Consider the following 13947-nt stretch of genomic DNA (forward strand, 5'->3'; position numbering starts at 1 on the left):
GTTCGAACACCGGTTGGTTTTCCAGGTTGCCGATGAATTTCAATTCTGTTTTGTGATCATCTTTCCCACCATCATTGGCCATTGTTGGAGTAGAAAATGCCAGGGTAAAAGCCAGCGCTACGATAGCCAATTTTCCAAAATTCCTCGAATCAGTTTTCATAATTGTATGTTTTAAGGTGTGTTGCGTTTTGATGATGCAAACATACTGCGGCTTTTGGGGTGGTGAAAATCAACTCAACCGCATTTTTAGGATGCTAAAACCGTGTATAAAATGTTAAAAGCCGCCATGGCAGCGGTTTCTATTAAAAAAGCATTATGATGTCCAGGGCTGTAAAATGATTATAAATGTTTTTGGGACATGTATTTTTTATGATCAGCAACGGATAACCGAACGAACGAATGTTAGGGAATACGAATACAGCTGAAAGCTTAAAGCTTAAAGCTGAAAGCGAATACAGGAATACGGAATACAGCTGAAAGCTTAAAGCTTAAAGCTGAAAGCGAATACAGGAATACAGCTGCAAGCTGCAAGCTGAAAGCTGCAAGCGAATACGGAATACAGCTTAAAGCTGAAAGCGAATACAGGAATACAGCTGAAAGTTTAAAGCAAATTCAGTTTGAAGGAACTAAAAACTATAAACAATAAACCATAAACTTACTTTTGTATAAAATATTACTGTATGCAATTTGAACTTGAAAAAGCAATACCGGTGTTGGAAAGAACACCATTGGTGATCGAGTCATTATTATACGGTCTCGACGATGAATGGATCTACAGCAATGAAGGCGGCGATTCGTGGACTCCCTTCGAAATTGTAGCGCATTTGGTACATGGTGAAAAAACGGACTGGATCCCGCGAACCCAGATCATCCTCGGCGAAGGCAGCAAGGAGTTCACCCCGTTCGATATGGAAGGCCATATAAAAGAAGGCCGGGGAAAAACACTTCCGCAGTTGCTCGATGAGTTTAAAGTATTGCGAAAAGAAAACCTTGCACAATTGAAAGCTGTAGAAATTTCTCCCGATTTGTTAAACAATACAGGTATTCATCCCGTGCTGGGCGAGGTAACTTTACGGCATTTACTGGCAGCGTGGGTAGTACACGATATGACACATATTCATCAAATAAGCCGGGTGATGGCCAAACAATACGATGAAGCCGTAGGCCCATGGAAACAGTTTATGGGAGTGCTGGGGGGCAGGCGCTAGTTATGCAGTTCATTGGTTTTTTAGGTATTGAGTTTTGGCTCCTTTGATTGGAATTACTCCGAACTGAACAACTGAATAACTGAACAACTGAATAACTCATAAACAAACAATAATTTTTTTCAGGATAATACAATTTGATGACTTTGTTTCTTTTGTGTGTATTCGCCTTTCTTGCCGGCTTCACTGATGCCATTGCCGGTGGCGGCGGTTTAATTCAAACCCCGGCCGCATTGGTGCTGTTGCCTCAGTATCAGCTGGCCACCGTATTGGGAACGTTAAAAATTCCCTCATTCAGCGGCACCAGTATAGCTACTGTACAATACCTCCGCCGTGTACCGGTGAACTGGTTACTTATAGGGTTAATGACCGCTGTTGCGTTCTGCGCAGCCTTTGCCGGTTCTACCCTGCTTACCCATGTAAACAACAGCTTCATGAAACCGCTGTTGCTGTTCATGCTTGTCATTGTAGCCATCTACACGTACACCAATAAACGGTTTGGCGATCATATAGAAAAAGCGCACAGCTTCCGCCAGCAGGTGACCTACTCCTTGTTAATTAGTTTGATCATTGGATTTTATGATGGGTTTATCGGTCCGGGTGCGGGCAGCTTTCTGATCTTATCGTTTATCGGACTAATGGGTTTCGATTTCCTGAAAGCAAGCGCCTATGCCAAGTTCGTGAACCTGGCCACCAACCTCGGTTCTATAACATTTTTTACACTCACGGGTAAGATCATTTATTCCATTGCGCTTCCTATGGCCCTATGTAACGCATTGGGCGGATGGGCAGGCGCCCGGCTCGCCATCCTACGCGGCAACACTTTTATCAGGATCTTCTTTCTCATCGTTGTATGCGCTACCATTATCAGGTTTGCCTACGATGTGTGGGTGCGTTAGATAAAAGAACTGTTAAAATTTATTCAGATCGTATTTAGTTATGATCTTTAAACCTGTTACTCGTCAACTTGTAAACCAGTTAACTTGTTAACCTGTTAACCCTTTCAACTAATAATCTTATCTTTAGTAATCAATTTTACTGATCATGACGCAGGAATCAGAATCAAAGAAAAATGTGCAGGCAGGCAGCTATACCGCACTGGTGTGTGGGTTAATGCTGGTAATATTCTTTTTTGTAAAATGGGGCATGCCGCCGTTACCAGAGCCGCCTATGGATGAAGGTATTGAAGTGAACCTCGGTAACAGTGATATCGGTATGGGCAATGATCAGCCATTTGAACCCGGCTCACCTGCCCCTGCCAGCGAGCAAACAGCCTATGTTCCGCCCAAAGCAGAACCTGCAAAGGAAGATGTAAAAGATATCGAAACCGACGATACAGATGAAGAGGCCCCGGTAATTAAAAAGCCACCGGTGGCAAAACCCGAGGCTACCAAAGTTCCCGAAAAAGAAGTGGTGAAAAGCAAACCGGTGAGGAACCCGGTTCCGGTGGAAAACCCTGCGCCCCCGGCGCCGCGCGCAAAAGCGGTGTTCAAAGGCGTTAATGGAAGCGGTACCGGCGGTAATGAAGCATCTACCTATAAAAAAGGCGGCAGTGAAGGTATTGCAGGCGGCCGTGGCGACCAGGGACAACCCGGCGGTAATCCTGACTCTAAAAACTATACCGGTGGCGGCCGTGGAAATTCCGGAATAGGCATCAGGTCGGGCCTGGGTAGCAGAAAAGTAACCAATTGGCCCGGTTTCAGAGATGATTTTAATGAAAATGGCAAGGTAGTGGTAGCTGTTAAGTTCGGGCCCAATGGTAATGTACTTGGGGTTGAAATTGTTCCGAGAGGAACTACCGGCGGTGCGAAGCTGGTAGAAATAGCGAAGAGAAAAGCCCGGGAACTTAAGCTGAATGTCGATGAAAACGCGGCGGAAACGCAGATCGTTACATTCGAAATGAATTTCAAGGTCACTAACTAAGTAAAGCCCAAAACTTACTAGTCCATTTATATTGAAAGGTGTGCCATACTTTGAAAGTGCGGCACACCTTTTTTCATGGTTTTCTTTTAGCTTTGTCGCCCTAATTATACCGATGACCTACGAGCAAGCGACAAACTATCTGTTTACCAGGCTGCCGATGTTCAGCCGTATCGGCGCAGCTGCCTATAAAAAGGACCTCAGTAATACCATCAGGTTGTGTGCGTACCTCGATGACCCGCACAATAAAATAAAAACCATTCACATTGCCGGAACCAATGGCAAGGGCTCTACCAGTCATATGCTGGCGGCGGTATTGCAAACGGCCGGTTATAAAACCGGTTTATATACTTCCCCCCACCTGCGCGATTTCAGGGAGCGTTTCCGCGTAAACGGCGAAATGATCGACAAACAGTATGTCGTTGATTTTGTAGAACGCATTCAACCTGCCATAGATGAAATAGAGCCTTCTTTTTTCGAGATCACCGTGGCTATGGCATTCGACTATTTTGTGCGCGAACAGGTAGAGATTGCCGTAATAGAAACCGGTCTCGGTGGACGGCTTGATTCAACCAACGTTATTACACCCGAAGTGTCGGTGATCACCAATATCGGCTGGGATCATATGAACCTGCTGGGCGATACGCTCCCTGCCATCGCTTTTGAAAAAGCAGGCATTATTAAACAGCAGGTACCGGTTGTAATTGGAGAAACAGCCGCTGAAACCAGGGAGGTTTTTGAAAAGGTGGCCGTCGAAAAACAGGCGCCCCTGTTCTTTGCCGATCAACAACGATATGTAGCTGAATGGAAATACGAGCACCATCAGTTATTGATGCAGGTATCGCCTGCCGGTTCCGGTGAACGCACCACGTATCAGCTCGACCTGCCCGGTTATTATCAGATCAAGAATTGCATTACCGTGCTGGAAGTGGTGCATCATTTACAAAAAGCCGGGTATAAAATAACCGATGCGCATGTGCACCAGGCATTGAAGCAGGTAAAAAAACTCACTGGGTTACATGGCCGCTGGGAGGTTATTCATGCCAACCCGGTAGTGGTGCTCGACGTAGGGCATAACGAGGATGGCATAAAACAGATCACCGCACAAATTGAACTAAGCGATCACCAGCATTTGCATATCGTGATCGGACTGGTTAAAGATAAAGAGATTGAAAAGGTATTGGCGCTGTTGCCCAAAGAAGCCACTTATTACTTCACCCGTGCGCAAATACCGCGTGCATTGCCTGAAACGGAACTGGCCGCCCGGGCGCAGGCCATTGGGTTAAATGGCCATACTTATAGTGATGTGAATACCGCCTTGAAGCAGGCGATGAGTAAGGCCGATAAGCGCGATCTGATCGTTGTTTGTGGTAGTGTGTTTGTGGTTGGGGAGGTTAGTTTGTAAGTTGTTCAGTTATTCAGTTATTTAGTTCATGAGTTCCTGAGTTCATGAGTTCTAGAGTTCTAGAGTTTGCTATTAATCGCGAGCCAACTGAATAACTGAATAACTGAATAACTTAAAATTGTATTTCACCTAATTTACGTAGTGCATAAAACAACGCGGTAACGTGCATAGATTGTATGATCTGGTTATCGCGAAGTAATTGTTTTACTTCTTCCATCGAAGCCAGGTGAATGTCGATATCTTCATTATCGTCGAATTCCTGCTCTTTTACTTTTTTGCCGCCTGTTGCCAGGTAAAAATGCATCCAGTTATTATTGGTAGAAGGATTGGCGCAGGTTTTACCCAGGTATTCATAGTGCGTGAACTCGTAACCTGTTTCTTCCAGCAGTTCGCGGGCGATCGCTTCTTCATAATTCTTATCGGTATCATCAACACAACCGCCGGGGATCTCGTAGTTCGTGTCCCCTATTCCATGACGGTATTGCCGTTCCAGGATGATCTTTCCATCTTCTGTCAACGCCACCGCCGATACCCAGGTTGGGAACTCATACACATAATACGGGGTAACCAGTTTTCCATCGGGTCTTTCGCAGGTATCGTTCCGCACGGTAAACCAAAGGTCCTTGAATAAATACTCCGATTTGATGGTCTTCCATTTTAGATCTCTCATTGTTCTGTTTTTTATCGTCTATCGTGAATCGTGAAACGGCAAATCCCGGCTTCATCGGGGCAATCTGTATTCCATTATCACATCATCACATTATCGCATTATCACATTGAATTTACCAGCCATTTCTTTCTCTTAACGAAGTAATGTGCGCCACATGGTGCCGGCCGTGCCAGCTGTACGAACCCAGCAGGTAATACAACGACATTTCTTTTTTGCTTTCCGGGTGGAAAACCGAGCGGTTGTTCCAAACGTCTGCAGGCAAATTTAAGATAGCCGAATGCCAGCGGGTATGTAAAGCGTATAACAACGTAATGGAAATATTGATGGGCACTGCATTTACATCATTCAGGTTGGCCCATAACGCTTCCTCGTATGGTTTTATGGTCGGTTTGTCTTCCGTTAAACCCAGTTTGAAACGGACGTAAGCGTTCATATGGCTGTCGGCCACATGATGCACTACCTGTTTCACCGTCCAGCCGCCATCGCGGTAGGGTGTGTTCAGTTGTTTTTCATCCAGGTTTTCAATGGCCATTTCGAGTAAACCCGGTAAGAACTGAATATCCTGCAGCCATTCGCGTTTTTGTTTGTCGGAAAATGGTTGCGGTTCGTATTTGCCGATGGGATAACGTAGATCCATAATGTGCTGATTTGATAATTCGATAATGTGATAATGAAATACAGTTCAAAGGGCAAGCTGTCGGGAATCCGAATATAAAGCATTAGCTAATTAGCACATCAGCAAATTAGCTGATTGGTATTTATTCTTCCCGGAGGGCGTGTCCCGTCATATGAATGAACACATCTTCGAGGTTGGCTTTTTTTACTTCTTTGGGGCGTTCAAAACCGGTGGCTACCAGGTCGTCGATCAGTTTATCGGGCGTTGCCAGTGCAATGATCTTTCCCGAGTCGATGATGGCAATGCGATCGCACAACACCTCGGCTTCATCCATGTAGTGAGTGGTGATGATAACGGTAGTGCCTTTGGCCCTGATACTTTTAATGAGGTCCCACAAATTGCGGCGCGCCTGTGGATCGAGGCCGGTAGTGGGTTCATCGAGGAAAATGATCTTTGGATCGTTGATAAGCGTGGTCGCTATTGAAAAGCGTTGTTTTTGTCCGCCGCTGAGGTCCTTGAACTTGCTTTTGGCTTTGTCTTCGAGGTTCACCATTTTCAGCAGATCGCGCGGGTTGATCGTACGATTGTACAAACCGGCGAACAGGTCGATCAGTTCTACCAGGTTCAACCCGGGATAGAAACCCGAGGTTTGTAATTGTACGCCGATAAGTTGTTTTATGGAATTTTGTTCTGTATCGAGGTTGAAGCCGCCCACGAACACCTGGCCGGAGGTTTTTTCGCGCAGCGTTTCTATGATCTCGAGCGTTGTAGATTTACCGGCGCCATTGGGACCCAGCAAACCAAAGATCTCGCCTTCAATAACATCAAAGCTGATGCCTTTTACCGCTTCGAACTGTCCGTAATTTTTTTTCAGGTCCTTTACTGAAATGATCACCTTGCTCATTGGCCTTTCCTGTATTTATGCCACAAGATAGCGTGAAAGTTTGAAAACGGGTGCCCGGAAATGGAATAGCTGGCAGGCTGGTTGGGGCTGGAAAGCAATTTCAGATTTTAGATGTAGAGATTTGAGATTTCAAAAAGTTTTAGCCTTCTGATAAATTGTCAAATGCTGAAATCTCAAATCGAAAATATCGCTCACCTGGCAAAGATCTGGGTAAAATAAAGCTGGTTCTGCATATTACGGGTAACACCGATACCGGTGTATTTGAAATTGCCTTCCATGTTCTTCCGGTGTTCGGTGCTTTTTATCCAGCCGCTGACAACCGCCTTAGCCGACAGGTTACCAAATGCCACATTTTCGCCAACGATTGTGGCGCCGGGCACTTTCTCCTGAATATATTTTATGCGGAAGGATAAGCCCTGGTGGCCAAATGGAATGCGGTGGGTACCCATATCCATACTGTGACGGCGCGCCTGGTATTCGATGGCGGCGTTGTTTTGTAATGGCGCCAGTTTCTTTGTTTTGCGGTAATCGTTTACCAGGTCGAGGACCTGGCGTTCGAGTCCAGGCGCCAGGTTTGCCTCAACAACGGGCGTAGAAGGCGTTACGACCACCTTTTTTTCTGAAGTTGTTTTGGTGCTGCTCTCTTTGCCGGTAGTTCTGCCGCTTGTGCCGGAACCCGACGATTTGGTAGACTCACAACCGGTGTTTGTTAAAAATATGCTAATGAAAATTGTATAAATGCTTATAAATCGACACATATCCCGTTTCATGAAATGACTTTGATGCAGCAAAGCTAATACTATACCAGAAATACGCTGAACGCTAAAGGCTGAAGGCTTAACGCCAGTTCGCGAACTTTCCGGCTGTAAGAATAGACGGCCGCATTTTTCCTTTTCAGCCTTCCGCCTTTTCGTTATGAGGCTGAATATTGAGGGGCTGGCGTTAAGCGTTAAGCCTTCAGCCTTAAGCATTCTTCCAGTTCATCCATCATGCCCCTGCTGCCGATGAAGAGCGGACTGCGTTGATGCAGTTCTGTTGGCACCACATCGAGAATTCTTTCTTTTCCATTCGTAGCGCGGCCGCCTGCCACTTCCGCAATAAATGCGAACGGATTGCACTCATACAACAAACGCAGTTTGCCTTTGGGTTTTTCGATCGTGCCGGGATACATGAAGATGCCGCCTTTGATCAGGTTACGGTGCACATCGGCTACCATGCTGCCGATATAACGTTGCGTATACGGGCCGCCGGTATCCTTGTTCTTTTTCTGGCAAATATTGATGTATTTCTGAACACCCTGTTCGTACTGGAAGAAATTGCCATGGTTTACGGAGTAGATCTTTCCGAACTCGGGGCATTTTATATTGGGATGACTTAAACAAAATTCGCCAATGGAAGGATCGAGCGTAAAACCGTTCACCCCGCGGCGGGTAGCATACACCAGCATCGTAGAGCTGCCGTAAACGATATAACCTGCAGCTACCTGGTACCTGCCTGCCTGTAAGAAATCCTTTTCTGTGGCAACGGTGCCTTTTTCACTCACCCGGCGGTATACGCTGAAAATAGTTCCGATCGACACATTCACATCTATATTACCACTACCATCTAACGGATCGTATAAACAAACGTATTTCGAATTCTTGCTCACCGCATCGTCGAATGCAACATATTCATCGAGCTCTTCACTGGCAATACCGGCGCAACTGATACCGTGCTGCAACACACCGGTGAACTGGTTATTGGCAAAAATATCCAGCTTTTTTACATCTTCACCCTGTACATTGATGGAACCTGCATCGCCGAGGATATCTACCAGTCCGGCCTTGTTCACTTCCACGTTCACCCGTTTGGCTGCAAGGCCGATATCGCGTAACAAACCGCTAAGCTCTCCGGTGGCATGGGGGAAATCTCTTAACTGCTGAATGGTAAACTCGTCAAGGGTTAAAACATTTCTGTTGATAGTGGTCATAGATCAATCCATTGTTTTGGTTAACAGTTGTTAGTTGGCGAAGGTAGGGAAAACAGAAGCAATTTTTGATTTGAGATTTGTTGATTTCGGGATTTTCCTTAATCCAGGCCTTCCGCAAAATCGAAAAATCTCCAAATCCCAAAATCTCTAAATCCAACATGGCCAGCCACGTATATGTCCTACATCTGGCCCCAACTTCTACTTCTAACATACCTCTCACCTCCGACTTCTGACTTCTTTCACTACTTTTGCTCTCCCTTATCAACTTTTCATCTTGTAAACTTATCAACTCAGCAATGAAAGTCTTCAAATTCGGCGGCGCCAGTGTAAGCAGTACAGAAAGTATCCGGCAGGTTGCACATATATTAAAATCATACCAGGGTGAGGAATTGCTTATTGTGATCTCGGCCATGGGTAAAACCACCAACGCGCTGGAAAAAGTTGTGGAAGCGTTCTATGATAATAAAAAAGAGGCGGCGCTGCAATTGTTCGAAGCCATCAAACAAAGCCATCTTACCACGGCCAAGTACCTGCTGGTTAAAAATTTCAACGAAACGCTTGAACAGCTCACCAATTTTTTTACCGAAGTAGAGTGGCTGCTGCATGACAAACCGGTACAGGGTTTCGATTATTATTACGACCAGGTAGTATGCATCGGTGAATTATTATCAACCGTTATTGTAAGCGCTTACCTGAACGAGGCCGGCTTCGCCAATCACTGGGTCGACGTTCGCGATATCATCAGGACCGACGATAATTTCCGCGATGCCAATATCGACTGGCATTATTCAGGTGAAAAAGTAGAGAATGTAGTGTTGCCGTTGCTGAAAGAACATAAGGTGATCGTAACCCAGGGTTTTATCGGTTCTACCGATGAGAACGAAAGCACTACCCTTGGCCGTGAAGGCAGCGATTATACTGCCGCCGTATTTGCGAATTTGCTGAACGCCGAAGGACAATATATCTGGAAAGATGTGGAAGGTGTGATGAATGCCGACCCCAAATTGTTCCCCGATGCACAGTTGTTAAGCGAACTGAATTACGATGAGGTAATTGAAATGGCCTATTATGGCGCGCAGGTGATTCACCCGAAAACGATAAAACCGCTGCAGAACAAAGGCATTCCCCTGTATGTAAAATGTTTTCTGAATAAAGACCTGCCCGGCACCGTCATTCATAAAAAAAGCCTGAAAGGACTGCCGCCGATAGTGGTATTGAAACAGAACCAGGTGCTGATACAACTGCACTCGAAAGATTTTTCGTTTGTTGGCGAAAAACCGGTGGCCGACCTGTACCAGTTGCTGGCCGATAGTAAAATAAAACCCAACCTCATGCAGACCGGAGCGGTAACCATTCAGATTTGTCTCGATAACCAAACCGAAAAAATTGAAAAACTGGCCCTCGCTGCCGCCGGCATCTTTGAAGTTCAGGTTGAAAAAGGGCTCACCCTGCTTACCATCAGGCATTATAATGATGTGATGTTACAAAAGATGATCACCGGCAAAACGATTGAACTGATGCAGCAGACGCCGGAGACGGTGCAGGTAGTATTAAAGGGTATTTAGTCTTTTGTTCCCCCTTTGTGGTTCTTAGCTTATATTCCGGTAGTTCATAAGTTATTGAGTTATTCAGTTCGTAAATCGACAACTGACCAACTGAATAACTGACCAACTGAATAACTGAACAACTGAACAACTATCTCAAATATTTCTCAAAATCCAGTTTCCCGTAAATAAGCTTGTCTTTAACTAACAGTATATAAAGGACAACCTCCCGCCAGCGCATTGTCCAGCTTTCAACCGAACGCCAGGTAAACAGTTTATGTATGGGCAGCAGGTCGTATTCATAGGCGTTGAACACCAGGTTCAGGGCTTCCATGTATTTTTTTCGCTTTGACGTTACCTTATAAAATACACGTTTGCCAATACACATATGCGAGAAGATCCTGAATTCAATGCCGCGTAAAAAAATAAATGCGGTAGTATGAATTTGTATAGGATAAGTGACATGATCGAGCACGGTGTGCGGCGGCAGCTCTTCTACCCTGCCCTTGTACACGTTGATGTTGAAAATATATTTTGTAGCGCCGCCTGCAGAAAGTACATATGTAAATTGAACGGGTTTGAAATAACGCCTGATAAAAAACGGCAAACTGGCTGAGAATTGCCCAAAATACTCCGTCACTACCTGTTTTTCGATCACCGCCTCGTCTTCCAGCTTATAAAACTTTTGCAGGCTTTCGCTTTGTTGCTGTAAGTATTCTGCCAGTAAGGTTTCGCGGTTGGTGAACCAGTCTTTGTCGCTGATGTGGAAGCCGGTTTCAGTTGACCAGCGATCACCCGACAACATTACTTTCACCTGGGGTGTTTGTATGCCATGTTTTTTAAAATACGCTTCCACCAGCAGCGGATGTTGAATATACCGGTTGAAATGAAAAGAGTCTTTATGCAAATGGCAATGGTTGCTGGCGAAAGGAATGGCGTACCGGGCGCCGGTTGCCTGTGCGGTTTGCGCAAATTCTTTTATGTAACGGTCGAGGTCGTCAACGGGCGTTTCGGGTTCATCAACTATTTCATAGGAAAGCCGTTCATTGGCCGAGCTATGGCTTCTGAATACAAAATCGATGGGCCGGTGTTTGCGGGTGATCTGCCGAAGTGTAAGCCCCATATGTTTGGAATCGTTCAGGTTCAGCAGTTTTACGCCATCACATTCTATCAGCAGCGCGCTGTCGAGGAACATCCAGAACTGGTACGATGTAATGCTGAAACCGGCGTCGAGCTGAAACCGTTCGCCATGTTTTAATTCGATGATGTTTTTGTACCCGAGGTAATACAGGTCGTCTTTCATGCGTGTATAATTTCCCTTCGGAACAATAATGGGAATGTTACACGGGAACCGCTTTAATGAATCGCCATGAAAGTGGTCCCAGTGAATATGGGTGAGATAGATGAGATCGGGTTGAAGCGAATTGATGAGGTCTTTGCTTACAGGGGGGTAATTCCACCACGAGCGCCAGTAGCTGCTTCCAACGAGCCAGGGATCGCAAATAAGCGATTTGCCGGGCTTATTTTTTACCAATAAACCGGCATGGGATAAGATTTGAAATTCCATTTGCCAAAACCGTTTAACGTAGCTAAAGTTAAGGTTTATAACAGTGTAACACAAGTGAAGATGCCTGTGAATTCATATTTAAGTGACGGTAATATTTTGTGGAAGTATTGGGGAATTATTGAATATGGGCAGCCGTGAAACGGCAATCGGCAAACCTCAGCACGGAGTACAGCGGCAAACGGCAATCGGCTCGAATATCACGAGCCCTTTCACTGCCTGCCCCGGTGAAGTCGGGGTTTCACGTTTGCCGTTTCACGATTCACGATTCCGTATCTTGCATTCCGGAAAAATTATATACACCAACAATTATTATGGAGCCCACCATTGTTTACTACGAGGAAAAAGTGCAGTCTTATAAGGAAGCTTTACAAAAAATAAAGCCCGTAACCACGCTGATAGCTGCATTGCGGCTGGCTTGTTTTGTTGTGTTTGGCTGGGCCATATATAAATATATCGTTACCAATAGCACGGGCTGGATGGCCGCTACCCTGCTGTTGGCCGCAGCTTTTGCCATATTGGTACGCATTGCCTGGCGCCTGAACGATCGCAAGGCGTTGTTGGAGAAATTGCTGTTCATCAACACCAATGAATTGAATGTACTGCGGCATTTGCCGAATAAATTTGAGAATGGCGCGGCTTTTTCATCAAACGACAATAATTCGGGCGACCTCGATATCTTCGGTTCCGGCTCTTTATATCATTTACTCAACCGCACCACCACCTGGCATGGCAAACAGCAACTGGCTGCCATGTTGCAAGAGCCGCCGCTGGTAAAAAACGGAATAGAACAGCAACAACAGGCGGTACAGGCGTTAAGCACCCAAAAGGAATTACGGCAGTTGCTTACCGCGCATGGATTGTTGAACGAAGAAAAGGAAGGCAACCTGCACGATATCGCCAGCTGGCTGCAACGGCCGGCCATCATCCATGGTAAGGGCCAGATCAATGCCCTGCGTTTCATTACCTCTATATACAGCGCCGTATTGTTGATCTACTGGTTGATCTCGGGAAACTACTACCTGCTTATTCCGGTTGTTTTCCTGAATTGGATCATTATCGGCACCTATGCCAAACATATTCAGCAACAACACATCCTGTTGGGAAAAAAGCAGACCATATTAGATCAATACGCTGCTATATTATCGCTATTCTGTAAGGTGGAAACGGGTAATTCGGCGCTGCTGCAAAAAGAAAAAACCAGTGCCACCGAAGCGCACCAGGCGGTGAAGAAACTGTCGCGCCTGTCGGCCATGTTCGATCAGCGGCTGAACCTTATCGTAAATATCTTCCTGAACAGCTTTTTTATGTACGATATCCAATGCCTGTGGGCGCTGGAAAGCTGGAAGAAAAAACACAAAGCCCATTTTAACGACTGGATCCATTGCGTGGGCATGATCGAATGCCTGAACTCCCTGGCGACATTTGCGTCAAACTTTCCCGGCAATCAATACCCAACTGTAAACAGTGGTGGTATTTCCATTTCTGCTACGCACATGGCGCATCCGTTGATCCCCGCCGAAGAACGGGTGGCCAATGATTGTACGTTTGGCATAAATGAAAAGCTGGTACTGGTAACCGGTTCAAATATGTCGGGCAAAACCACCTTTCTGCGAACACTGGGGGTAAACCTCATACTGGCACAATGCGGCGCCCCGGTTTGTGCAGCTTCATTTGCCTTTACACCCATGGTCATTCGCAGCTCTATACGGGTAAGCGATTCGCTGCAGGAGCATACCTCCTACTTTATGGCCGAATTGAAACGCCTGCAGCAGATCATTCATTACCTGCAACAAAATTCAGTGCCGGTGCTTATTTTGATCGATGAAATTTTGCGCGGTACCAATTCGGAAGACAAAACCCATGGCTCGGAACAGTTCATAAAAAAACTGTTGCAGTACCGGTGCCTTACTTTATTTGCCACGCACGACCTGGCATTGAGCAGGTTGGAAGACGAACTGGCGGGAAAGGTAAACAACTATTGTTTTGAAAGCACCATCCGTAATAACGAACTCCTTTTCGATTACAAATTACAACGCGGCGTGGCCAAGAATAAGAATGCATCTTTCTTAATGGAAAAGATGGAGATCATTTAAATAATTCTTCGTAAGTATATTTATAGGTGTAGGTGATTGCTGATTTCGGGACTT

At 45.7% G+C, this 13947-nt stretch carries 12 protein-coding genes; 6 read left to right on the forward strand and 6 right to left on the reverse strand.

The features are described 5' to 3' along the window. Positions 1–680: 680 nt before the first annotated feature. The 4 genes from A4R26_RS13705 to A4R26_RS13720 all read left to right on the forward strand — a co-directional run bounded on the left by A4R26_RS13705 (position 681) and on the right by A4R26_RS13720 (position 4530). Complete coding sequence (locus tag A4R26_RS13705; RefSeq protein WP_081164325.1) at positions 681–1208, forward strand: DinB family protein; 528 nt, start codon at positions 681–683, stop codon at positions 1206–1208. Positions 1209–1345: 137 nt separating this feature from the next. After that, on the forward strand, positions 1346–2104 hold the full coding sequence (locus tag A4R26_RS13710) for a sulfite exporter TauE/SafE family protein (RefSeq protein WP_081164326.1): 759 nt from the start codon (positions 1346–1348) through the stop codon (positions 2102–2104). 145 nt (positions 2105–2249) lie between these two features. After that, entirely contained in the window at positions 2250–3128 is an 879-nt protein-coding gene (locus A4R26_RS13715) for a hypothetical protein (protein WP_081164327.1), read from the forward strand. A 112-nt stretch (positions 3129–3240) separates the two neighbouring features. After that, the gene (locus tag A4R26_RS13720; protein WP_081164328.1) at positions 3241–4530 is read left to right on the forward strand and encodes a bifunctional folylpolyglutamate synthase/dihydrofolate synthase; all 1290 of its coding nucleotides are present in this window, start codon (positions 3241–3243) and stop codon (positions 4528–4530) included. Positions 4531–4642: 112 nt separating this feature from the next. On the opposite strand, the gene A4R26_RS13725 is transcribed toward A4R26_RS13720, so the two are convergent. The 5 genes from A4R26_RS13725 to fbp all read right to left on the reverse strand — a co-directional run bounded on the left by A4R26_RS13725 (position 4643) and on the right by fbp (position 8689). After that, the gene (locus tag A4R26_RS13725; protein WP_081164329.1) at positions 4643–5200 is read right to left on the reverse strand and encodes an NUDIX hydrolase; all 558 of its coding nucleotides are present in this window, start codon (positions 5198–5200) and stop codon (positions 4643–4645) included. 112 nt (positions 5201–5312) lie between these two features. After that, complete coding sequence (locus A4R26_RS13730) at positions 5313–5837, reverse strand: YfiT family bacillithiol transferase (RefSeq protein ID WP_081164330.1); 525 nt, start codon at positions 5835–5837, stop codon at positions 5313–5315. A gap of 121 nt (positions 5838–5958) precedes the next feature. Continuing rightward, entirely contained in the window at positions 5959–6720 is a 762-nt protein-coding gene (locus tag A4R26_RS13735) for an ABC transporter ATP-binding protein (RefSeq protein WP_081164331.1), read from the reverse strand. Positions 6721–6911: 191 nt separating this feature from the next. Then, a complete protein-coding gene (locus tag A4R26_RS13740) occupies positions 6912–7490 on the reverse strand; it encodes a CAP domain-containing protein (protein ID WP_165760262.1) in 579 nt (192 codons plus the stop codon). Between the two features lie 179 nt (positions 7491–7669). Continuing rightward, positions 7670–8689 carry a class 1 fructose-bisphosphatase gene (gene fbp, locus A4R26_RS13745; RefSeq protein ID WP_081164333.1) on the reverse strand — a complete coding sequence of 340 codons (1020 nt, stop codon included), beginning with the start codon at positions 8687–8689 and terminating at the stop codon, positions 7670–7672. A gap of 296 nt (positions 8690–8985) precedes the next feature. On the opposite strand from fbp, the gene A4R26_RS13755 reads away from it, so the two are divergent. Then, positions 8986–10254, forward strand: a complete 1269-nt coding sequence (locus A4R26_RS13755) for an aspartate kinase (RefSeq protein WP_081164335.1) — start codon at positions 8986–8988, stop codon at positions 10252–10254. Between the two features lie 130 nt (positions 10255–10384). On the opposite strand, the gene A4R26_RS13760 is transcribed toward A4R26_RS13755, so the two are convergent. After that, positions 10385–11800, reverse strand: coding sequence for an MBL fold metallo-hydrolase (locus A4R26_RS13760; RefSeq protein ID WP_081164336.1), 1416 nt, complete (start codon positions 11798–11800; stop codon positions 10385–10387). 311 nt (positions 11801–12111) lie between these two features. Between A4R26_RS13760 and A4R26_RS13765 the strand changes: the two genes are divergently transcribed. After that, positions 12112–13893: a MutS-related protein gene (locus tag A4R26_RS13765; protein WP_081164337.1), complete on the forward strand. Its 1782-nt coding sequence runs from the start codon at positions 12112–12114 to the stop codon at positions 13891–13893. Positions 13894–13947 lie beyond the last annotated feature (54 nt).

The sequence above is a fragment of the Niastella populi genome, from assembly GCF_002078015.1.
Classification (GTDB): domain Bacteria; phylum Bacteroidota; class Bacteroidia; order Chitinophagales; family Chitinophagaceae; genus Niastella; species Niastella populi.